Origin of the sequence: Tolypothrix tenuis PCC 7101, assembly GCF_963874875.1 — a bacterium.
Taxonomy (GTDB): Bacteria; Cyanobacteriota; Cyanobacteriia; order Cyanobacteriales; family Nostocaceae; genus Aulosira; species Aulosira tenue.
The window spans coordinates 4,637,487-4,659,534 of record NZ_CAWNJS010000001.1 but is presented as its reverse complement, the minus strand read 5'-3'; the positions used below and the strand labels follow the sequence as shown (position 1 = coordinate 4,659,534).

Annotated in this window: 20 protein-coding genes; 11 read left to right on the top strand and 9 right to left on the bottom strand. The window is 40.9% G+C overall.

The window, feature by feature from the left end; all coding sequences use genetic code 11:
* Positions 1 to 168 precede the first annotated feature (168 nt).
* From AACU25_RS18700 to AACU25_RS18650, 11 genes are all read left to right on the top strand, one after another.
* Positions 169 to 825 carry a DUF1003 domain-containing protein gene (locus AACU25_RS18700; RefSeq protein ID WP_096578133.1) on the top strand — a complete coding sequence of 219 codons (657 nt, stop codon included), beginning with the start codon at positions 169 to 171 and terminating at the stop codon, positions 823 to 825.
* A gap of 281 nt (positions 826 to 1,106) precedes the next feature.
* Positions 1,107 to 1,811 (top strand): cadmium resistance transporter, encoded by a 705-nt coding sequence (locus AACU25_RS18695; protein WP_096578131.1) that lies wholly within the window; start codon positions 1,107 to 1,109, stop codon positions 1,809 to 1,811.
* Positions 1,812 to 1,823: 12 nt separating this feature from the next.
* Complete coding sequence (locus tag AACU25_RS18690; protein WP_096578129.1) at positions 1,824 to 2,141, top strand: hypothetical protein; 318 nt, start codon at positions 1,824 to 1,826, stop codon at positions 2,139 to 2,141.
* A gap of 95 nt (positions 2,142 to 2,236) precedes the next feature.
* Positions 2,237 to 2,860 carry a hypothetical protein gene (locus tag AACU25_RS18685; RefSeq protein ID WP_096578127.1) on the top strand — a complete coding sequence of 208 codons (624 nt, stop codon included), beginning with the start codon at positions 2,237 to 2,239 and terminating at the stop codon, positions 2,858 to 2,860.
* A 392-nt stretch (positions 2,861 to 3,252) separates the two neighbouring features.
* Positions 3,253 to 4,386, top strand: coding sequence for a sulfate ABC transporter substrate-binding protein (locus tag AACU25_RS18680; protein WP_096578125.1), 1,134 nt, complete (start codon positions 3,253 to 3,255; stop codon positions 4,384 to 4,386).
* Between the two features lie 58 nt (positions 4,387 to 4,444).
* Positions 4,445 to 5,446 (top strand): PstS family phosphate ABC transporter substrate-binding protein, encoded by a 1,002-nt coding sequence (locus AACU25_RS18675; RefSeq protein WP_096578123.1) that lies wholly within the window; start codon positions 4,445 to 4,447, stop codon positions 5,444 to 5,446.
* A gap of 24 nt (positions 5,447 to 5,470) precedes the next feature.
* A complete protein-coding gene (gene pstC / locus AACU25_RS18670) occupies positions 5,471 to 6,412 on the top strand; it encodes a phosphate ABC transporter permease subunit PstC (RefSeq protein ID WP_096578121.1) in 942 nt (313 codons plus the stop codon).
* A gap of 5 nt (positions 6,413 to 6,417) precedes the next feature.
* A complete protein-coding gene (pstA, locus tag AACU25_RS18665) occupies positions 6,418 to 7,317 on the top strand; it encodes a phosphate ABC transporter permease PstA (RefSeq protein ID WP_096578119.1) in 900 nt (299 codons plus the stop codon).
* Between the two features lie 44 nt (positions 7,318 to 7,361).
* Positions 7,362 to 8,195: a phosphate ABC transporter ATP-binding protein PstB gene (pstB, locus tag AACU25_RS18660; protein WP_096578117.1), complete on the top strand. Its 834-nt coding sequence runs from the start codon at positions 7,362 to 7,364 to the stop codon at positions 8,193 to 8,195.
* A gap of 460 nt (positions 8,196 to 8,655) precedes the next feature.
* Positions 8,656 to 8,925 carry a hypothetical protein gene (locus AACU25_RS18655; protein WP_096578115.1) on the top strand — a complete coding sequence of 90 codons (270 nt, stop codon included), beginning with the start codon at positions 8,656 to 8,658 and terminating at the stop codon, positions 8,923 to 8,925.
* Between the two features lie 416 nt (positions 8,926 to 9,341).
* A complete protein-coding gene (locus AACU25_RS18650) occupies positions 9,342 to 10,688 on the top strand; it encodes an LLM class flavin-dependent oxidoreductase (RefSeq protein WP_096578113.1) in 1,347 nt (448 codons plus the stop codon).
* Positions 10,689 to 10,735: 47 nt separating this feature from the next.
* On the opposite strand, the gene AACU25_RS18645 is transcribed toward AACU25_RS18650, so the two are convergent.
* From AACU25_RS18645 to groES, 9 genes are all read right to left on the bottom strand, one after another.
* Positions 10,736 to 11,380, bottom strand: a complete 645-nt coding sequence (locus AACU25_RS18645; protein ID WP_096578111.1) for an HAD family hydrolase — start codon at positions 11,378 to 11,380, stop codon at positions 10,736 to 10,738.
* 182 nt (positions 11,381 to 11,562) lie between these two features.
* A complete protein-coding gene (locus tag AACU25_RS18640) occupies positions 11,563 to 12,441 on the bottom strand; it encodes a bile acid:sodium symporter family protein (protein WP_096578109.1) in 879 nt (292 codons plus the stop codon).
* 92 nt (positions 12,442 to 12,533) lie between these two features.
* The gene (locus AACU25_RS18635; RefSeq protein ID WP_096578107.1) at positions 12,534 to 14,894 is read right to left on the bottom strand and encodes an arylsulfatase; all 2,361 of its coding nucleotides are present in this window, start codon (positions 14,892 to 14,894) and stop codon (positions 12,534 to 12,536) included.
* A complete protein-coding gene (locus tag AACU25_RS18630; protein WP_096578105.1) occupies positions 14,884 to 15,840 on the bottom strand; it encodes a formylglycine-generating enzyme family protein in 957 nt (318 codons plus the stop codon). Before AACU25_RS18630 ends, AACU25_RS18635 begins: the two co-directional genes overlap by 11 nt.
* A 549-nt stretch (positions 15,841 to 16,389) precedes the next feature.
* The gene (locus tag AACU25_RS18625; protein ID WP_096578103.1) at positions 16,390 to 17,037 is read right to left on the bottom strand and encodes an HAD-IA family hydrolase; all 648 of its coding nucleotides are present in this window, start codon (positions 17,035 to 17,037) and stop codon (positions 16,390 to 16,392) included.
* 208 nt (positions 17,038 to 17,245) lie between these two features.
* Entirely contained in the window at positions 17,246 to 17,587 is a 342-nt protein-coding gene (locus AACU25_RS18620) for a 4Fe-4S binding protein (RefSeq protein WP_096578101.1), read from the bottom strand.
* A complete protein-coding gene (locus AACU25_RS18615; RefSeq protein ID WP_321206763.1) occupies positions 17,584 to 19,248 on the bottom strand; it encodes an FAD-dependent oxidoreductase in 1,665 nt (554 codons plus the stop codon). The genes AACU25_RS18620 and AACU25_RS18615 overlap by 4 nt, the downstream gene beginning before the upstream one ends.
* Positions 19,249 to 19,775: 527 nt before the next feature.
* On the bottom strand, positions 19,776 to 21,416 hold the full coding sequence (gene groL, locus AACU25_RS18610; protein WP_096578099.1) for a chaperonin GroEL: 1,641 nt from the start codon (positions 21,414 to 21,416) through the stop codon (positions 19,776 to 19,778).
* Positions 21,417 to 21,534: 118 nt separating this feature from the next.
* On the bottom strand, positions 21,535 to 21,846 hold the full coding sequence (gene groES, locus AACU25_RS18605) for a co-chaperone GroES (RefSeq protein ID WP_096578097.1): 312 nt from the start codon (positions 21,844 to 21,846) through the stop codon (positions 21,535 to 21,537).
* Positions 21,847 to 22,048 lie beyond the last annotated feature (202 nt).

Below are 22,048 nucleotides of genomic sequence, written 5' to 3'. Positions count from 1 at the left end.
AACCGAAAAGTATTAGGGCTTGCTGAGAAAGTCAGAGCAAACTATTGTCACAATTAATCACTTTTATTTATCGTTTTAAAAAAAAAGAGTATTTGCTCCTATCTTGGGAAAGACGTAAATTAAAACTCATCAAGCAAACGCCAACTGAGTTACCCAAGCAGGTGCAGTATGAAAACCGCTACAAAAACATTATCGAATAGCGTTGATGCCCAAATCGTTCAAAAAACTCAAGTTGCAGAAACAGCGCCGCAGACATCCACAGAAGAATTAACACAAGGACAACGACTGGCGGATAAATTAGCTAGTCAAGTAGGTTCTTGGAAATTTCTGATTTGTCAAAGCACAATTTTGGCCGGATGGGTAGGAATGAACTTAGCACCAGGAGTTCCTCACTGGGATGAGTCACCGTTCATCATGCTCAACTTAGTGTTTTCATTTGCTTCAGCCTATACAGCACCTATTGTATTGATGAGTCAGAATCGTCAATCTGACACTGATCGCAGAAATGCGGATATCGACCATCAAGTGAATCTGAGGGCTAGTCAAAATATTGAACTGTTACATCAAAAATTGGATGAATTACACTCTCAAAAGCTCAATGAACTAACTCAAATTATCAAAGAGCAGCAACAAGTAATCCATGAGCTTAAAGTAACTTTAGTCCATACTCCAAAAGAAAATAAAGAAGTTAGAGTGGCTGGATTGCCAGGCTTACATATTCAAACAAACAGTAAATTTACAAAACAAGCTTCTAGCAATAAAAATTTTACAGTTTCTCAGCAATTAGGTGATAACAACAAAGTTTTGGAAAAGCTAATTCACTAAGATAAATTAGCTATTAGCAATTTTTGGTTTACTAGATAATTACCTATATTCTGTTTAATCAAATCTATCTTTGAAGTTTTTGTAAAACATTGGCACTGAGTGAGTCAGTTCATCAAGTAAAATTCTCATCTTTTGACTTCACTACCAGTAGACGCAGCTTAAATATTGAATTGGAGATGCTATATCTGCACGCTTCATTAAATAGCCATTTCCCCAGCTTTTACAAATATCAAGTCACACTAATTGAAAAATATTAGCTATCAAATTGAGAGAGAGGTGAAATGAACGAACTGATTACAGCTATACCCACCGGAATTACAGCTTTTGTAGCTACTAACTTAGATGATTTAGTCATTCTCACACTGTTATTTGCTCAAGCAAATGCAACTTTCCGCCATCGACATATCGTAATTGGTCAATACCTGGGATTTTGTACTTTGGTAATTGCCAGCCTATTTGGTTTTTTCGGCGGTTTAATCTTACCATCGCATTGGATTGGGCTGTTAGGTTTAGTGCCAATTACCATTGGATTTAATCGTCTGATCAATACAGATAATGATGAATCATCTGATATAGAATCAGGAATAGAATTTTCTAATTCTTCTATTTTCAGTAGTTTTTTATCTCCTCAAGCTTACAGTGTGGCTGCTATTACTATTGCTAACGGTAGTGATAATGTAGGAATTTATATGCCATTATTTGCTAATAGTGCTATTTCTGAGTTACTAGTAATCATTGCTGTCTTCTTACTACTGGTTGGTGTCTGGTGTTATGTGACTTATAAACTAACTTGTCAGAGTGCGATCGCAACTTTACTCACACGCTATGGTAATAATTTTGTTCCCTTTATTTTAATAGGCTTAGGTGTGTTTATTATCTTAGATAGTGCGGCGCTGACTCCAATTGTCTTGACAGTAGCTTGTCTGGGTTTAATGGGATTAATCAAAATCATTCAAACTTCCAAACTCAAAACTCAAAGTTTATAGTTGTAGAAATATATGAAAAATCTTCCTCTCGCTTTTGCAATCTTGGTATTTTTGATTAACTTAATAGTAGCTAGCCCATCTTGGGCGGTAACCCATCTATCTTTAGTCAATAATCCTCAGCACTTTGAAGTTGGACAAAAAGTTATCTGGCTATACAAATCTCGTCCCGACTCTGCTGAAGTGCAAAAAATCCCGGCTGAAGTAGTCAAGTTAAGTTCTAAGCAAGTACAAATTCAAGTCCACAAAAAAAATAGCGAAGCGATCAATCGATGGGTAAATCCTAATAAGCTGGAAAGTTTTCCTAAGATTCAAGACTCAGCATTACGCTAAATCCAGACTGATGCAAACATCTTAAAAAAGCTTCCCCAGCCTAGCTAATAACTTCCTTAAATAATTATTAGGAATCTCAAATTAAGGAGAAAAATATGCAGTTCATCAAAATAGTTCTTGTCGCTCTTGTATTTATCTTAAATCTAACTTTTGCTCAACCTTCTTGGGCTGGTAAGGATTTTACTAAAGGGGCTGATTATGTGGAGGTAACACAGGAACTTAATCAACTTCTAACTGCGAAAGCTAATCCTGAACAAGCTGGTTATACACCTGAACAATTTCAGGAACGACTTTCACAATTGCAGTCTCAGAAGTATGTAATGGAAACAGCAAGAAAACGGGCGCAGTGCTTTAATCAAACTGGTAGAACTTTGGGTGTCTATGCCAATAAACCAAAAAAATCTCCAACGCAACTATACTTTTTAGCTGCTGGACAAATTACAGATGATGATTGGGATTGTGATGGTATTTACTTTCCTGCAGGTACACAGGTAGTTTTAACTCCCAATACTGAAATACAACCGTTGACTGAACCAATCGCGGTGAAGTTTGTCGATGGTACACAGTCAATTGCTAGAACTAATCCCGCCACTGGTGCAATTGAATTGAATGTTGCACCTGCCAAAGTTTTCAAAGCTGGCGAAGGTAACTGGTTACTCCCTACATTATCTCAGGCTGATATTGACGTACAAGTTCCTAGCCCACAACTCATTGACTAATAAGATGTAATTAGCGCATCAATTCCAAATACACAAATAATACTTTACTCCCTCCTCCTCAGGAGGTATTTTTGTTAATTGGCTAGATTACAAAAAATTAATCGTGAAGTTTTTTACCTTTTCAGCTTCAGCAGTAAAACGTTGTGTATATCCAGTATTTATATGAGTTTTGACTATAAATTTCCCTAAAAAGCTATTGATTGCGCCTGATTGACACTTAATTCTGCTTTATATATAGATGAATTTGTGAATAGTTGTGTTCATATTTATAGTAATTTGCTGACTCAGTAACGAAAAATAAACCGAAATCATAAATCTAAGTTGATAGTGTATATAATACTTTGAACAACGGTATTCCGCCCGATATACCGTAAAACAAGGAGCAAATGCTGATGAGCAAGTTGCAGCATCTAGCGCAATTAGCATACCTAATTGTGGATAAAATTTTGCCAACTATATTGCGTTACCAACACATCGTTGCAAAGTGGTTGAGGGTACGTAATGTTAGCAGTTTTGTGGGTTTGTTATTAGTAGGGGCTATTTTTAGTACTGCGATCGCAGCTTGTTCGGAAAGCAGATTTGCTGGACAATCTGATGTAAGGCTGAAGCTGGTTTCTTTCTCGGTTACGCAAGCTGCTCACGATCAGATTATCCCTAAATTTGTTGAAAAGTGGAAAAAAGAACATAATCAAAATGTTACTTTTGAAAAAAGTTATGGCGGTTCTGGCGCACAAGCCGCAGCTGTAATTGCAGGTTCGCAAGAAGCAGATATAGTACATTTAGCACTACCTTTAGATGTCAAGAAAATCCAGCAAGCAGGTTTAATAAAAGCTGGTTGGGAAAACAAAGCGCCGAGGAATGGTATTGTTAGTAAATCTGTAGCGGCGATTGTAACCCGTGAAGGTAATCCCAAGGGTATTAATAGTTGGCAAGACTTAGCAAAAGATGGCGTAACATTGATTGCAGCTAACCCCAAAACTTCTGGGATTGCTATTTGGGAATTGCTGGCTTTATGGGGTTCGGTGACTCTTAATGGTGGCGATGAAGCAACAGCCTTAGATTATGTCAGCAAAGTCTATAAAAATACTCCGACTCTCACAAAAGATGCTCGCGAAGCTAGCGATTTATTTTTCCAGCAAAAACAGGGCGATGTTTTAATCAACTACGAAAATGAGATAGCTTTAGCGGGACAGAATGGCTCAAAACTCCCTTATACCGTACCTCCAATCAATATTTCCATTGATAACCCTGTCGCCATAGTTGATAAAAACGTTGATAAACATGGTAACAGAGAAGTTGCTGCTGCCTTCGTTGATTTCTTATATTCCACAGAAGCACAGAGGGAATTTGCGAAATTACAATATCGTCCTGTAAATCCTACCGTTACCCAAGAAGTAGTCGCCAAATATCCACCCATCAATACTTTATTCACATCTCAAGATTTAGGTGGTTGGGATTTAATTCAGAAGAAATTCTTTGACGATGGGGCAATTTTTGACAAAGTGCAATCTGGTAAGAAAGCATGAAATTCTATTGCACACAAAAGCCTCGGAATTTAAATTACTTGCAAATTTTGGATAGTTTATGAGCTGGCGTAGCCTATTTAAATCTAGTTGTTATCTCACCAATTTTATGTTGATTATTAGCAGTATTACTGCTTGTAATGGCGGACAAGAATTGAAAAGTCAGGTGAGTATTGATGGTGCGGCTGTGGGGTTCCCAATTTCTTTAGCAGTTGCAGAAGAGTACGGTAAAGTAAAACCTCAAGCACAAGTCAGTGTCGCCTCAAGTGGAACTGGTGGTGGTATCAGTAAGTTTTGTAATGGTGATATTGATATTGTTGGTGCTTCTCGTACCATTAGAGACGAAGAAATCAAAAAATGTAGCAGTAAGAAAATTGAATTTGTAGAGTTACCCATAGCTTTAGATGGAATTGCTGTCATTGCTAACCGTCAAAATAATTTTGCTCAATGTCTAACTATTAAGGAATTAGATAAAATTTGGAGTGCGAAATCAGATGGTAAGATTTTAACTTGGAATCAAGTTAATCCGAAGTTTCCCAATCAAAAACTTAAGTTATATGCTCCCGCTTCGGATACAGGAACATTTGATTATCTGACGCAAGCTGTAACTGGTAAAGCTAAAAATGGGCGCACAGATTATACTCCTAGCCACAATCAAAACCTCTTAGTACAAGGGGTATCAGGTGATGCAACAGCCTTGGGTTATGTAGGCATATCTTATTACATTCAAAACCAAGACAAACTAAATTTAGTGGCGGTAGAAAGTCCAACAGGAAAGTGTGAAAAACCCGTTCCCGTAGATAACGTCATTAAAAATACCTACACACCTTTATCTCGTCCTTTATTCATCTATGTCAGTAAAAAGTCCTTAGATAATAAACCAGCAGTTAAAGAGTTCGTCGATTTTTATCTAGATAATTCTTGGAAATGGGTAGATAGCGTTGGTTATGTAGCGCTACCAGATGAAGCTTATATCAAAGTCAAACAAAAGTTTGCTAAAGGTGAGACGGGAACAAAGTTTAAGAAAGCTAAACCTGGAGAACCAATTACCAACTTTATTTAATTAAGCTTGATTCATGAGAAAGTTATGCAAAATATAAATCCTCAAGACGATTCCTTTTCCAGGTTTAGTGATTCGCTAGAAAAAAATGCCTCAGATGATATCTTAGAAAAGATTATTGGGCTAATTTTATTTGCTTGTGCTTTTGTTTCTGTCTTAACTACTTTTGGCATTGTAGTAATTATATTTCAAGAAACATTTGGATTTTTCCAAGAGGTTTCTTTCGCTCAATTCTTTTTGGATACTAAGTGGACACCGCTATTTGCTGATAAGCATTTTGGCGTTTGGCCTTTGATTAACGGTACATTATTAACCACTGCGATCGCAATGGCGGTGGCTATTCCTTTAGGTTTATCTTCAGCAATTTATTTGAGTGAATATGCTCAACCAAAAGTAGCCGCAATTTTACGTCCCGCAGTCGAACTTTTAGCAGGTATACCAACTGTAGTATATGGATATTTTGCCCTACTATTCATCACGCCATTGCTACGAAATGTACTTCCCTTAGAATTATTCAACGCCTTAAGTGCAGGGTTAATGATGGGAGTGATGATTACTCCTACTGTTGGTTCTATTAGCTTAGATGCGATTAAAGCCGTTCCCCGTTCTTTGCGAGAAGGTGCTTACGCTTTAGGAATTACTAAACTAGAAGCGATTTTTAAAGTTGTCCTCCCAGCAGCACTTTCGGGAATTATCGCTTCAATTATTCTGGGTATTTCTCGCGCTGTGGGTGAGACGATGACTGTGGTGATTGCTGCCGGACAGCAACCAAGAATCACGATTAACTTTGCAGAATCTGTAGAAACAATGACAGCTTATATGGCACAAATTTCCGGTGGCGATAGTCCGAGGGGAAGCCTGAATTTTAAAACTTTATATGCTGTAGGCGCGCTTTTGTTTCTCATTACTTTGGCGTTAAACATTATTAGTTACTGGGTCGCTAACCGTTTTAAAGAAAAGTACGATTAATAAATATGGCTACAACTTACCGACGCGATGATTATCTAGATTCAACAGCAGAATTTACTGATAATATTGATAAAAGAGAGGCTTTAGGAAAGGTATTTGAAATCCTGTTTTTATTAGGGTTATTAGTTGGCTTGTTCGTCCTGGGATTACTGCTGTTTGATATTCTCCGCGACGGATTAGCCAGATTTTTAACGCCTGGTTTTCTCACAGAAACGCCTTCCCGCTTCCCCGATGAAGGTGGTATCCGTCCCGCAATTGTGAGCAGCATTATTTTAGGACTTGTAGTAATTTCGGTAACAGTTCCCATTGGTGTGGGAGCAGCTTTATATTTAGAGGAGTATGCACCGAGAAATTGGTGGACAGCGATTATTGAGATTAATATCAGTAATTTGGCTGGAGTACCTTCTATTGTTTATGGTTTGCTAGGTTTAGGCGTTTTTAATTATTTGCTAGGATTTGGCCCTGCTTTAATTTCTGGTGCATTGACTTTATCTTTATTGTCATTACCAGTAATTATTGTCACAGCTAGAGAAGCAATTCGCGCTGTTCCTAATTCTCTACGATATGCATCTTATGGATTAGGTGCTACTAAATGGAAAACTATTAGTAGTCATGTCATACCCTATGCGGTTCCTGGTATCCTTACAGGGGTAATTATTTCTATATCCCGCGCCATTGGCGATGCTGCATCATTAATTGTTGTTGGTGCTGTAGGTTTTCTCACATTTAATCCTGGTTTATTCCAGAGATTTATGGCTTTACCGATTCAAATCTACAGTTACATTACTCGTCCAGAACCAGGTTTTGCAAACGCAGCAGCCGCAACAATTATTGCATTGTTACTCTTGATTTTAGCTTTAAATGGTGTAGCTATTTATATTAGACAACGCTTCACTATTCATTAATTACAAAATCATCAGGCATTGATAGATACTAGGAGATTAGCCAAATGCCATCATATCCCAGAAACAGTAGAAGTCAGTTAAATAATGTCACACTAGACCAAAGCAATAAAGTATTTGATGTTGAAGGTGTGAAAGTGTATTATGGGGGGTTTTTAGCACTTCTAGATGTCTATTTGCAGATTCCCGAAAGACAAATCGTGGCTTTTATTGGCCCTTCAGGATGTGGTAAAAGTACCCTATTACGTTGCTTCAATCGGATGAACGATTTAATTCCCGGTGCTAAAGTAGAGGGGAGGTTAAATTACCGCGATCGCAACATTTACGATCCCAGGATTAATTCTGTCAAATTACGCCGCCAAGTCGGGATGGTGTTTCAACGTCCGAATCCTTTCCCTAAATCAATCTATGAAAATATAGCTTTTGGCCCTCGTTCTAACGGCTACAAAGGTAATCTCGATGAATTAGTCGAAGATTCTCTACGACGCGCTGCGATTTGGACTGAAGTCAAAGACAAACTTAAAGAAAAAGGTACAGCCTTATCTGGAGGACAACAGCAACGACTCTGCATTGCCAGAGCGATCGCCATGAAACCAGATGTATTATTAATGGATGAACCATGTTCAGCTCTCGATCCCATTTCTAGCCGTCAAGTAGAAGAACTCTGTTTAGAATTGAAGGAGCAATACACCATCATTATGGTTACCCATAATATGCAACAAGCAGCCAGAGTTGCAGATTGTACAGCTTTCTTCAATACAGAAATAGACGAACACAGTAAACGTCGCGGAAAATTAGTCGAGTTTAGTCCTACAGAGCAAATGTTCAGTTCGCCGCAAACTAAAGAAGCCGAAGACTATATTAGTGGACGCTTTGGTTAAGCAAGTTAATCTGAGTTGTACAGACGCAATTAATCGCGTCTGTACAAGAGTAAAAAGCCCCGCCTCGAATTTCTGTTTAAAAAGAAATACAGTTCAGTTAAGAAAATTAATTGATAACAAAACCAAAAAACTAGTAACTAGTTACTCAACAAAAAACCGAACAATAATTTTGGAGGGGGCTTGGGGGACGCAACCGTCACCCAATCGGGGGTTTGGGGGAGAATCCCCCAATTCTTCTGGCTTCTTTAATAAGTGACAAATCAATCGCTAATGAGCTTAACCCAAGCGTATTGCTTTAAAAATGGAATAGATAAAAAAGCGAGTTATTTGCCAAAACCAAAGATGATTCCGATAGACACAAGCTTTTAAAGTGATGTTTTCAATCACTTTCAGCGCCAAAATTGAAATTTAAAATAGCTATAATATAAATGTTGGCATAGCAATATTTTAAGCTATTATAATGACTACCTTACCTGCAACAAATATCTTTTTCATACTAGGTATTGTTTTTTTGTTAATTGCTGTTTTAGGAAGCTCAAAACTAGGCTTTATTGAAATTAATCCTGGTTGTTTTGGCAGAACATTAGCGTTATTTTTAGGGGTCGCTAGTTTGGCTTTTGTATTCCTAGGAGGGAATTTGCCTGTAGAAAATATTAATGCGATCGGGAATTATTTAGCTAAAGCAATTCAACAAAATTTCAACTCATTGAGTGAGCTTTTCAATTCTTAGTATTTGTAGTAGACTAACACAACACAGTTTATCTTAGCGACCTTATTAAATCTGAAGTAGGGTGTGTTACGGCTATGAAAGTATTTGGGACTTAGAGACAATGAAATTTAGCCGTAACGCACCGCTGCATTGATGGTGCGTTAGGTGCGAAGATAGTTATTTCGTAACAAATCATCTTGGAAATAAGCGCCTAACACAACGCCAGTTCGCTCAAGTCGAGCTTATTTTTACTTTATAAGTAACCTCTTAATCTCATAAAGAAAAACAATGAACGAAATTACAAAACCAGGTTTAAAAACTGTGATTCAGTTGGTTTTTTATAGTAGTAAAAAATTATCTCAGATGCTCGTTCAACTGTCTCATTCTGCATTTGATAACATTTCACCAAACATCCAGAATTTTTGGAGGGAGGGCTAATGAGCAAAGCAAAGCAATTGAAATTAGGTGCGTTCATGCGCCCAGTCAGCATACATACTGGTGCTTGGCGCTATCCTGGGGCTTTACCTGATGCCAATTTCAACTTTCCTGCACTGAAAAAATTCATCCAGAAGCTAGAAGAGGGTAAGTTTGATGCATTCTTTATGGCAGATCACTTGGCGCTGCTGAATATGCCCATCAACGCCCTCAAACGTAGTCATACAGTCACTTCCTTTGAACCTTTTACCCTACTTTCTGCCCTCGCTAGCGTCACCGAACATATCGGACTAGTAGCCACAGCTTCTACAACTTATGATGCACCTTTCCATATTGCGCGTCGCTTTGCATCTCTTGACCATATCAGTGGCGGTCGCGCTGGCTGGAATATTGTTACCACATCAAATCCCCACGCAGCCCTTAACTTTGGCTTAAAAGAAGAGGTGGAACATGACGAACGTTATGCACGAGCGAGGGAATTTTATGATGTCGTTACTGGTCTTTGGGATTCCTTCGCTGACGATGCATTTATCAAAGACGTAGAATCTGGTATTTACTTCGATCCCGACAAATTTCATGTTCTAGCTCATCAGGGAAAATATCTCTCAGTGCGAGGGCCGTTGAACATTGCTAGACCTGTGCAAGGATGGCCTGTGATAGTCCAAGCGGGAGCATCGGAAGCAGGACGACAATTAGCTGCTGAAACTGCAGAGGTCGTATTTGCTGCTGCGACTAATTTGGATTCAGGCAAAGCTTTCTTTGCTGACATTAAAGGACGGACACGAGCGATTGGACGAGATCCAGATAGCATCAAAATTCTTCCTGGCGCTTTAGTGATTGTGGGCGAAACTGTAGCAGATGCACGGGCTAAACGTGCCCATTTGGATAGCTTAGTACACTACGACAGTGGTATTGCCAGCTTAAATAGCGCCTTGGGCTACGATGTTTCAGACTTTGATCCAGACGGGCCGTTGCCAGAAATACCTGAGACTAACGCCGGACGCAGCTCTCGAGAACGAGTCATAGCAATGGCACAAAAAGAGAATCTGACAATTCGTCAGCTAGCTCAACGCGTTGGTAGTTATGGCGGACTAGCCTTTGTTGGTACACCCCAAACCATTGCCGATGAGATGGAGCAATGGCTGACAGAAGAGGGATCTGACGGCTTCAACGTTATGTTTCCTTTTTTACCTGAAGGTTTGAATGATTTTGTAGATCAAGTTGTGCCTGAACTGCAACTGCGTGGCATTTTCCGCAAAGATTATGAAGGAAAGACACTGCGTGAAAATCTGGGACTAGCCCGCCCCGCTAACCGCTTTTTTGAGACTGCAACCGCCTCTGTAAGATAGATGCAGCCATTGCCAATATGCCCTATGCCCAATCCCCAATGCCCCACTTATAGCAATTGAGAAAGCTGGCGCATATCGTTAAAGACTATCTTGGCTCCAGCTTCCGCTAAAGCAGTGCAATCGCTGTGATAAGCATAGCCAAAAACAGTCATTCCTGCTGCGGATGCTGCTTGTACGCCCGGTACAGAGTCTTCAATTACAGCACAATCTTCTGGATTTGTATTCATTTGCTCGGCTGCATACAGATACACATCAGGAAAAGGTTTGGGGCGCGAAACATCATTAGCGCTATATATTTTGCCATCAAATTTATGTAGGAGCCCCGTTAATTTCAATACCATTTGAATATGACGGTGGCTACTATTTGATGCCACACATTTTGGTAATGTTATCTGCTCCAACACTTCGCTAATACCTAGAACTGGTTTTAGTTCTTGCTCCAAGGGAGCGATTTCTCGCTCTTTACAAAGTTCCATAAAGTTTTTGGGCAATGGTTTGTTGTAAGATGTCTCGATAATCTCTAAACAGGTTTTTAAGGACTTGCCAATAAATTTTTGAGTTACTTCTGCATAGGTGATAGGAAAGCCAGCTTCAGTGAGCGTTTCTGCAAAAACGCGATTAATAATTGGTTCGCTATCAACCAAAACTCCATCACAATCAAAAATCACAAGCTCGAATTGATTTTGTCCCATATTTTTGCCTCAAATTTAGGATTTATCATAACATTGATAATTATTTATCCTTTGCTTTTGAGGAGCGATATCCAAGGAGTTTTCTAAAAAATAAGGCCCTTTTTGTTAATTGCTTTTATTAAAAATTAATTTTTAAAGTGAGATTGTATTGGCATATTATTGATTTTTGCTTGTAAAGGCATTTACCCTGATATCTCTAACTGTTTAATATCTCCATCCTTTGGCTGGTCTAATTCTATAAACCTTGGCCCGATAATCAGAACTGTCACCATCATTAATAAACTTGTCACCATGATAATGCTGACCACGTTGGGGTCGTCAAAATTACTTGTTCCTACTAATAATGCTGCGGCAAAATTGCGTTGCGCTGTTCCTACTCCTAGTACCCTTTGAGTATCAATACCAGGCCCGCCTAAGAGATAACCAACGCTAAAGGAAAAGATAATAAATACTGCACAAACAAAGATTGCGCCTGTTTTTAATAAACCGATAATATCGTTGGTGTGAATTATTAATCGGACTACTAAACCTAACAATAATCCACTACTAGATAACTTGAAGAAAATAGGCTGGATAACAGGAGCGATCGCAGGAAATTTGGCTTTGATAAATAGCCCAATTACTAACGGGCTAATCATCATCAATAACAAAGGTTTACCAATATCCCAAGAATTGATTTGTACCCCTTGCACAACTAAGGGTAGTACTAATGGCATATAAAAAATAGTACCAAGCATAAGTAACATCATTAATCCCACAGAAAAGGCTATATTGCCCTTCACTATTTGAGCAAGTTTAGGCAAAGCTGGCGGGCCTGATGCTAATGCCATGATGAGTAAACCATCTTTTAATGCTTCACTCAGAGGTACTATTTGTACTAGCAGATAAACAAAACTTGGCACCAATATAAAATTGGTCAGCAACGATAAAATCACAAGTCTAGGGCTGCGGAGTGGTTGCCAGATTTGTTTGATGGTTAAACCTAAACCTGCACCTAACATAGTGAAAACAATAAATGTGAATAGTGCAATTTTATCGATTATTACTAATATTTCATTCATGATTTATAGGGTATAGGGCATGGGGCATTGGGCATGGGGCATAGTTATTTCTCCTCTGCTTTCTAATTTTCATGCCCCATATCAAATCTGAATTACTTCAACTCCAGGCTGACTTGTTGTAAGTTACCAGTAAAGTTAAAAGGTACTTGATAAGTGTCAACCACAGGAGTACCTGTATCTCTGCCTACATCAAAGGTTTCGTCTAGGGCTAAACGGTAAGCGATGGTTTTATCAACTCGACCTTCGGCTACTTGTTGCTCGTTAATAAATAATTTGCCGATGCCACCTGCACCTACACCACCGTCATAATCAAAGTTGAACCGGATTGTAGATTTACCAGAGGGTAATTTTTCTGGTGATTGGATAGTATAGCGGGCGGTATTGGCATAGTTGTAGATATATGTAGGCTTACCATCCTCAAGGAAGAAACTCCAACCTGCAAAACGACCGCCTTGGGTTAAAATTACACCTTCTGCCCCTTTTTCCGGAATTTCTACATTAGCTGTAATCGTGAAGGAGCGATTTTTCAAATTTGGGGCGCTACCTTCTGGAATACCCACTGTACCTGGATAGTAGGTGAATGTTGTGCGTCCTCTGGTGAGGCTGGGACGAATTTTAACATCAAATCTTTCAGCGATGCGATCGTCTAGTGGTAAGACGTTATGCTTCTTGGCTTCTTTTAAAAACAACTTTTGCAGTTTTTCTAGCTTTTCTGGGTTTTTCTTAGCTAGATTATTCGCCTCGCTAAAATCTTCGGCAATGTTGTACAGTTCCCACTCATCTGTATCAAAGCTACCTTTGACAGTTCGTTCCCAAGGTAAGCGACCATGACGCGCCGCCGCTACCCAACCTTCATCGTAAATGGCTCGGTTACCCAGCATCTCAAAATACTGTGTTTCCCGATGAGAGTCCGCATTAGGATTATTAAATGTATATGCGAGGCTAGTACCTTCTATTGGTTGTTGCTTCACACCATTTACTTGTTTAGGAGCAGTAATTCCCGCTACTTCTAAAATTGTGGGTGTAATATCAATTACATGGTGAAATTGGCTGCGAATGCTGCCTTGGTCTTTGATATTTGCGCCCCAGGAAATTACTAAGGGGTTGCGAGTACCGCCAAAGTGAGAGGCGATTTGCTTTGTCCATTGAAAGGGAGTATTGACTGCCCATGCCCAAGCAGCTGGAAAATGGTTGAAGGTTTTGGGGCTACCCAAGTCATCATAAGCAGCTAGCAGTTGTTGGAGATTTTCGGGTACACCATTGAAAACTTGCAGTTCGTTGACGCTACCTGTTAATCCGCCTTCGGCACTAGCACCGTTATCTCCCACTACATATATGACTAAGGTGTTATCCAGTTCACCAAGTTGGTCAACGGCATTAATTAACCTACCGACTTCATAATCTGTATGACCTAAAAATCCAGCAAATACCTCGGCCATGTGGGCATAGAGTTTTTGCTGTTCTGCTGAGAGGGAATCCCAAGCTGGCAATTCTTGAGGACGGGGGGTGAGTTGAGCATTAGCGGGAATTACACCCTGTTGCTTTTGTCGGGCAAAGGTTTCTTCGCGTAATTTATCCCAGCCTTGGTCAAATTTACCTTTATATTTGTCAATCCACTCTTTAGGGGCGTGGTGGGGTGCGTGGGTAGCGCCGGTGGCAAGATAGGCAAAAAAGGGTTTTTCTGGTGCAATAGATTGTTGGTTGCGAATCCAGGCGATCGCATGGTCTACTAAGTCAGGTGTTAGGTGATAATCTGGCTTGTTGGGTTTATCTATCCGTTTAGTATTTTCCACTAAAGCCGGACTCCACTGGTTAGTATCGCCACCAAGGAAGCCGTAATAATACTCAAATCCTAACCCTGTAGGCCAGCGATCAAAAGGCCCGGCGGCGCTGGTTTCAAAGTCTGGTGTATTATGCCATTTACCAAAAGCGGCTGTATTATAACCATTTTGTCGCAGGATTTCGGCAACAGTAGCAGCACTCTTAGGTAAAACTGTTGTGTAGCCAGGATAACCTGTAGCTAATTCTTCAACTACTCCTGTATTCACTGAATGGTGATTGCGTCCAGTTAACAAAGCTGCTCTGGTAGGCGAACACAGGGCGGTGGTGTGAAATTGGTTGTAGCGTAATCCTTTCTCAGCTAGGCGCGTTAAGTTGGGAGTATCCACAGGGCCGCCAAAGGTACTGGCTTGTCCAAAGCCCACATCATCTAGAATTACTAGCAAGACGTTGGGGGCGTTGGCTGGGGCGGCGATGGGTTGGGGAAAGTCTGGTTGTGATTCTTTATAGGTGAGGCCGATTTTACCCTTAAACTCTGGTAAGGGCACAGGTAAAACCTCAGATGTAGCAGCTAGGGCGGGGCTATTGATCGTTAACAAAACTATCAATAATGATATAGCGATCGCCTTTGCTATTCTTGGAAATAAATTCCAGGGCTTAGATTTAAACTTCATTCTTCATCCTTTCTGTAGTCAGGTTCTTTACTAAGCGAAATCCGATATGAGTTGTTCCCGTATCCGGCGCTTGAGATTCTCTCGCTGCAGGACGGAAACGGCTGCAATAGTTAGTAGCACACAAATAAGAGCCACCTTTGATAACGTGTAGGGCTTTCTCGGTAGGTTTATTGGGGTCAAAACTTTGTTCTGGGCCTGTAGGATTAACACTGTGGGTTTTGTGGTTATGTCCTGGCATAAACCAATCAGATGTTAATTCCCAAACATTACCGGTCATGTCATAAAGTCCATAACCGTTGGGTGGAAAGGAACCAACAGGGGCAATACCTGTGTAACCATCTTTTTGAGTATTGAAAAAGGGAAATATTCCTTGCCAAGTATTGGCTTTTTTCTCCGAATATTGATCGCCCCAAGCATAAGTTGCAGCATCTAACCCACCACGGGCGGCGTATTCCCATTGGGCTTCTGTCGGTAGTGATTTTCCTACCCATTGGGCATAAGCTACAGCATCTTCGTAAGCAATATGAACAACTGGATAGTTATCTTGATGGGCGATAGCACTTTCTTTGCCAAATGGATGTCGCCAATTCGCTCCAGTCTGCCAATGCCACCAACTCAGTGGTTTTGCTTCTGGTTGTACTATTGCAAACACTAAAGAACCGGGTAATCTCTGCTCATCTGGTAAGTCGGGAAACTGTTCTTTTGATAAAGGACGCTCTGCAACTGTTAAATACCCCGTCGCTTTGACAAACTCTGCAAATTGGGAGTTTGTGACCTCGTATTTATCGATACAAAATGAACTAACTCTTACTTCTTGTGCTGAGAGTTCTTCTATATAACCGGAATTATCCGATCCCATCGTAAATGTTCCACCAGGAATCATTACCATTTCTGGAGGACAGGGATTAGCGGTAGCAGCAAAAGCGGGAGGAATCGCCGTAGACATTGCTACTCCTATAACCAATAACAGCGCTAAAAAACTTTTCCTTAACACAGTGGTGTTGACTGTTAACAAGAAGAAATCAAAATTCAGACTCAATATTGCTGATAAATATTCATCAGTCTATTAATTGAAAGCGGCGGGAAACTCCATCCCCTTGTGGGTGGAGAGGGACAGCCGCCCCGCCGCTTGGGGCATTGGGCATTGGGCATTGGTGATTTCTTCCCCATGCCCCATTCCCCATGCCCAAAAACTCCATCCCCTTGTGGGTGGAGTTTTTTATTTATTGAAAATTGCCATGAATATGCGCTATTTTAAAAAAGTTTATCTTGTTTTAAATTTGCATCATACTATATATTGATAGTTTTACCGTATTTAAAGCAATATTGATAACCTACCTCTTAAGGAAAAATAAGTCAAGAACTTTGTTTACGGGCATTGATATAGCCTGACAAATCATCGGCTATCGCAATAGAAGGATTCCTGATTCAGGCAACGATTCTCGATATGCCCTGTCACCAAAAGCTATTAACTTATTACATATCCTGGGCTATTTTATGAGCGATCGCATTTCATCGCATAAATATTATCAAGCCGCTTTCCCAGATATTTCATATGAGAAAACACATTATTTTGTGTCTCTGCTTTCTCCTCTGTTGAATATTTCAAAGCATAAATTCCGGCTGAATTTGCAGCTTGAATTCCCACATCACTATCCTCAATGACAACACAAGATTCGGGCAGAAATCCCATTTTCTTAGCTGCGTATAAAAATAAACCTGGGTCGGGTTTCCACGAGCATACCTCATAAGAACTAAACAAGCTATCGCCAAAATAATGGGATAGATTTGTGACATTTAAAGCCTGACGAATTTTAGCGATAGGCGCACTTGAGGCAACACAAATAGGATATTCTAGCTTTTGTAGCATCTCTGGAACGCCTGTTACTGGCTGCAAATAAAATTCAAATAATTCATTCACTTTTTGACGATATGTTGCTTCAAAATCTATCGGCAGCTTTACGCTATATCTTATTTCTATATCCGCTAAAATTAAAGCTAATTTTCTGCCACGATATCGACAAATTAGACTGTCAACTGATTCATTAATAAAAGGTAGCAAATCGATAAATGCTTGGTTACAAAGCTTTTCGCTATCAACTAAAGTTCCATCCAAATCAAAAATGACACAAAGATGCTTCATTTATGAAAAACGACAAAAGAAATTATTTCGTTTCAAATCTTTATACTAATTCTTTATAAAGCTGCATAGAATTCGATCCCCCCTAACCCCCCTTAAAAAAGGGGGGAATCAGAAAACATTTATCAAAGTCCCCCTTTTGAAGGGGGATTTAGGGGGATCTAGATATGTGCAACTTCAGATTAAATTGGTATTAACAGTCAAACGTCAACTAACTTTGATAAGGTCGTGGTAGTTGGCGCAATTTATGAGCAGTGTCTAATTCACTGTTGTTTTTTCTACCATATCCCCAACCTAAGATGCGACGATATTCACCCATAATCCCACTTTCAATTAACTCATCCTCGTTGACTGCAACATTGGTATGAGATTGGGGTGCAACATAGAGCGCATCTGCTGGACAGTATGCTTCACACATAAAACAAGTTTGACAGTCTTCCTGACGCGCGATCGCAGGTGGTTGGTTGGGAACTGCGTCAAAGACATTGGTAGGGCAAACTTGAACGCAGACATTACAATTAATGCAGAGTTGATGGCTGACAAGCTCGATCATGATACTGAGGCTGTAGTTTGAGTTGTTAATACTGGTGATGTCGTAGTCTCATCTGTAATCCAATCCCGTCTTACCCACAGCTTATTTAAACCGCCTGTGGCTTGGTAATAACGCTGATTGGGATCGGTTTCGGGATAGTCTATGCGAATATGTTCGCTGCGGCTTTCTTTGCGATGTAAAGCGCTAAAATATCCCCATCTTGCTACAGCAGTCAGCGCAGCAGCTCTGCGAGAAAATTCGATATCACGCACAGTATCTTGTTTCGGGTTCTCTTGTACTTGCTGCCACAAAGTTTCTAATTTTGCGAGAGAATCTAGTAGTTTCTGCTCAGAACGCAGGTAATTCTTCTCTAAGGGGAATACCTCCGCTTGAACACCACGCACGATCGCCTGACTATCGAATGTTTCCGAGGTGAGAGATTGCGAGGCGCTACGCTCCGCCTTCGGCGAACGCATTCCCGCCTGTCCAGCAGGATACACAACTCTTTCATGAGCGCGATCGCCCAAACTTTTCGCAAAAGTTGCTGCACCTTCTCCCGCCCATTGTCCTGTAGATATTGCCCAAGCAGCATTAGGGCCACCACCCCCAGAAGCTAAACCGGCTAAAAATTCCCGTGATGCTGCATCACCTGCGGCGTAAAGTCCGGGTACTTTTGTCCCGCAACTATCATTGATAATCCGAATTCCACCAGTACCCCGAACCGTACCTTCTAGAACCAAGGTTACAGGTACTCGTTCTGTATAGGGGTCAATACCAGCTTTTTTATAGGGTAGATACGCGATGAAATGCGATTTTTCAATTACGGCTTTGACTTCAGGCGTAGCTCGATCCAAACGAGCATAAACCGGGCCTTTTAAGAGAGCATTGGGAAGGAATGCGGGATCGCGACGACCATTGATATAACCGCCTAAATCGTTACCTGCTTCATCGCTGTAACTAGCCCAGCCAAAAGGAACACCCCTTGTGACTGTGGCATTAAAAGCGGTCGAGATGGCATAGTGATTAGAAGCTTCCATACTGGAGAGTTCGCCGCCAGCCTCTACAGCCATCAGCAGTCCATCACCTGTATTGGTATTGCAACCTAAAGCTTTACTCAAGTATGCACAACCGCCATTTGCTAAAACTACTGCACCAGCGCGAACGGTATAAGTGCGATTATTTTGCCTTTGTACACCTCTAGCGCCAGCTACAGAGCCATCTTCAGCTAATAACAGTTCTAAAGCGGGGCTTTGGTCAAGAATTTGCACGCCCACACGCAACAGGTGTTTGCGAAGTACCCGCATATATTCCGGGCCATAATAACTTTGGCGCACGGATTCCCCATTTTCTTTAGGGAAACGATAGCCCCAATCTTCTACTAGGGGCAAACTTAGCCAAGTTTTTTCAATGACACGTTCAATCCAACGTAAATTAGCGAGGTTTTTTCCAATGCGGTAACGTTCTGATACAACTTTGTCCCAATTTTCTGGAGAAGGGGCCATGATGCCATTACCACTGGCAGCTGCGGCTCCACTCGTACCCAAATAGCCTTTATCTGCAATGATGACTTTTACACCTTGGGCGGCTGCTGCTGATGCGGCCCATGCTGCGGCGGGCCCGCCACCAATTACCAGCACATCGGCGGTTAGTTGTAGTTCTGTTTCGCTATCGACTGTGAGCAATTGTTTTTCCTCCTTGTTGGTAGTTGCACCCTGTTTGGGGAATTCAAAATTAATAACCCCGCAGATGAGTCTGGGGGGGTCGATTTCATGTTTTTTGGTTGCGTAAGTCGGCAAGCAAGTTTAAACAGTATAGATAAAGATAAGATTTCAGATAATATGATACCCTAATTATTAGGTTTTCAAAATTAAATATTGCAAATTAATCTCTTATCTCTGTGTTCTCTGCGTCTCTGTGGTTAGATAAATTATTTTTAAACCGCAGAGAGCGCAGAGGCGCAGAGAAAAAACATATTTTATGAGTCACCTGGAAATGGGTGGTTATAGAGAGAAGGAAGAGAAGTCTAGGACTTACACAAAAATTCCCAAAAGCCTAAATTAATGAACCGCCAAGACGCCAAGAACGCCAAGAGTTTGTAGAGTATGCGTAAGCCCTAAAATCGTAAGTAAAGAGGCGATCGCAATATTTGGCGATCGCCCCTGAGGATTACAAAAGACCCAAAACCTATTGTTTTACAACCAATTCAGGATTAGTAATCGAAATCGCCACCTAAGCCACCGCCACCGGGTGCAGCAGGTGCAGCATCCTTCGGTTCTGGTTTGTCAACTACAATGGCTTCGGTGGTTAGTACCATACCTGCAATTGATGCAGCATTTTGCACTGCGGAACGGGTTACTTTGGCGGGATCAACGATTCCAGCTTCAAACAAATCTACAAATTCACCAGTGGTTGCATCATAACCAACGTTGAATTCTTTTTCTTTGACTCGTTCTGCAATTACTGCACCGTTTTGACCGGCGTTTTCAGCAATTCTCTTGAGAGGTGCAGACAGTGCGCGAGATACAATCAATGCGCCTGTTAATTCTTCATTGACTAGGTTAGTTTTTGCCCATTCTTGCAAGCCAGGGGCTAAATGTGCCAGTGTTGTACCGCCACCGGGAACAATACCCTCTTCTACAGCAGCTTTAGTGGCGTTGATCGCATCTTCCAGACGTAGTTTGCGGTCTTTGAGTTCGGTTTCTGTCGCAGCACCCACTTTTACGACTGCAACACCACCTGCGAGTTTTGCTAAACGTTCTTGCAGTTTTTCTTTATCGTAGGAAGATTCTGTTTCTTCGATTTGGCGACGGATTTGTTCTACCCGTGCTTTGACAGCTTGCTCGTTACCTTCAGCTACGAGGGTGGTGCTATCTTTGGTGATGGTGATGCGGCGAGCTTTACCGAGTTGGTCAAGTTTAGTAGCATCTAGTCTTAGACCAGCATCTTCGGTAATTAACTGTCCGCCTGTGAGAATGGCAATGTCTTCTAAGATAGCTTTGCGGCGATCGCCAAATCCAGGTGCTTTGACAGCAGCTACATTCAGTACACCACGCAAACGGTTAACTACCAAGGTTGCTAAAGCTTCTTTTTCAATATCTTCGGCAATAATTACCAAAGGACGACCAGCACGCGCTACTTGCTCAAGTACGGGTACGAGGTCTTGTACTAAAGCGATTTTCTTATCTGTTAACAGCAAGAAAGGCTCATCGAATACTGCTTCCAAGCGCTCGGCATCGGTGGCAAAATAGGGAGAGATATAACCCTTGTCGAAGTTCAAGCCTTCTGTAACTTCTAGTTCGGTGGTGACTGACTTACCTTCTTCTAAGGAAATAACGCCTTCACGACCAACTTTATCTAAGGCTTCAGCAATTAAAGCACCTACAACTTCATCGTTACCAGCAGAGATAGCTGCAACCTGTGCGATCGCTTTAGAATCTTCTACAGGACGGGCGTGTTCTTTAATCTTGTCCACGAGAAAGCCTGTGGCTTTGTCGATACCGCGTTTGATTTCAATGGCATTCGCACCAGCAGCTACGTTCCGCAAACCTTCTTTGACAATGGCATGAGCCAACACAGTTGCAGTTGTAGTACCGTCTCCAGCAGCATCGTTAGTTTTAGAAGCAGCTTGACGAATTAGAGATACACCTGTGTTTTCCACGTGATCTTCTAATTCAATTTCTTTAGCGATGGTAACGCCATCATTCACAATTTGGGGTGCGCCAAATTTCTTTTCTAAAACAACGTTACGACCTTTGGGGCCGAGGGTAACTGCTACTGCTTCAGCGAGGATATCAATTCCTTTTTCCAAGGCGCGACGAGCATTTTCGTTGTAAATGATGCGTTTAGCCATAGTGATGCAAGTTCTCTCTAAATATTGTGTAATTTCATCAATTGCGAATGTGATTATTGATTCACTATTCGCTTTTTGACTTGTGGAGTAAAAATGATTAATAACTAATGGCAATCAACTAGGAAACAATTGCCAAGATGTCCTTTTCAGATAAGAGGACATACTCTTCTGTACCTAGCTTAATGTCGGTACCTGCATACTTGGAGTAAAGAACCTTATCGCCAATGGCAACATCTATAGTGTGAATGGTGCCGTTATCGTGACGTTTACCAGGGCCAACTGCAACAATTTCACCCACCTGTGGCTTTTCTTTAGCGCTATCAGGCAAGAAAATACCTCCCGTTGTTTTCTCTTCAGATTCACTAACCTTGATGAAAACGCGATCGCCTAGAGGCTTAACAGTAGATACGCTTAATGCTATAGCTGCCATACAAAATTCTCCAAACTAACTTTTTGAAGGTCAACAAATAGGTGTAATTAAGTGATGAACTGAATGTCAGGGAATTTTTGCTCAATTGGACAAGTCTAATTGAGAGGGTAATTGATCATGCCTATTGTTTCTCAAACCAAACATTAGGCATGAAAGGTTTTTTAATTAAACCAATCCAACGAATAGTGAGCAAAATCAGGAA

Excerpts from the sequence above, each read along its gene's own strand:
- AACU25_RS18620 (WP_096578101.1), bottom strand. The coding sequence starts at position 17,587 with ATGATCGAGCTTGTCAGCCATCAACTCTGCATTAATTGTAATGTCTGC.
- AACU25_RS18630 (WP_096578105.1), bottom strand. The coding sequence starts at position 15,840 with ATGTCTACGGCGATTCCTCCCGCTTTTGCTGCTACCGCTAATCCCTGT.
- AACU25_RS18685 (WP_096578127.1), top strand. The coding sequence starts at position 2,237 with ATGCAGTTCATCAAAATAGTTCTTGTCGCTCTTGTATTTATCTTAAAT.
- AACU25_RS18640 (WP_096578109.1), bottom strand. The coding sequence starts at position 12,441 with ATGAATGAAATATTAGTAATAATCGATAAAATTGCACTATTCACATTT.
- groES (WP_096578097.1), bottom strand. The coding sequence starts at position 21,846 with ATGGCAGCTATAGCATTAAGCGTATCTACTGTTAAGCCTCTAGGCGAT.
- pstB (WP_096578117.1), top strand. The coding sequence starts at position 7,362 with ATGCCATCATATCCCAGAAACAGTAGAAGTCAGTTAAATAATGTCACA.
- AACU25_RS18690 (WP_096578129.1), top strand. The coding sequence starts at position 1,824 with ATGAAAAATCTTCCTCTCGCTTTTGCAATCTTGGTATTTTTGATTAAC.
- pstA (WP_096578119.1), top strand. The coding sequence starts at position 6,418 with ATGGCTACAACTTACCGACGCGATGATTATCTAGATTCAACAGCAGAA.
- AACU25_RS18625 (WP_096578103.1), bottom strand. The coding sequence starts at position 17,037 with ATGAAGCATCTTTGTGTCATTTTTGATTTGGATGGAACTTTAGTTGAT.
- AACU25_RS18700 (WP_096578133.1), top strand. The coding sequence starts at position 169 with ATGAAAACCGCTACAAAAACATTATCGAATAGCGTTGATGCCCAAATC.
- AACU25_RS18645 (WP_096578111.1), bottom strand. The coding sequence starts at position 11,380 with ATGGGACAAAATCAATTCGAGCTTGTGATTTTTGATTGTGATGGAGTT.
- AACU25_RS18675 (WP_096578123.1), top strand. The coding sequence starts at position 4,445 with ATGAGCTGGCGTAGCCTATTTAAATCTAGTTGTTATCTCACCAATTTT.
- groL (WP_096578099.1), bottom strand. The coding sequence starts at position 21,416 with ATGGCTAAACGCATCATTTACAACGAAAATGCTCGTCGCGCCTTGGAA.
- AACU25_RS18655 (WP_096578115.1), top strand. The coding sequence starts at position 8,656 with ATGACTACCTTACCTGCAACAAATATCTTTTTCATACTAGGTATTGTT.
- pstC (WP_096578121.1), top strand. The coding sequence starts at position 5,471 with ATGCAAAATATAAATCCTCAAGACGATTCCTTTTCCAGGTTTAGTGAT.
- AACU25_RS18695 (WP_096578131.1), top strand. The coding sequence starts at position 1,107 with ATGAACGAACTGATTACAGCTATACCCACCGGAATTACAGCTTTTGTA.
- AACU25_RS18650 (WP_096578113.1), top strand. The coding sequence starts at position 9,342 with ATGAGCAAAGCAAAGCAATTGAAATTAGGTGCGTTCATGCGCCCAGTC.
- AACU25_RS18635 (WP_096578107.1), bottom strand. The coding sequence starts at position 14,894 with ATGAAGTTTAAATCTAAGCCCTGGAATTTATTTCCAAGAATAGCAAAG.
- AACU25_RS18680 (WP_096578125.1), top strand. The coding sequence starts at position 3,253 with ATGAGCAAGTTGCAGCATCTAGCGCAATTAGCATACCTAATTGTGGAT.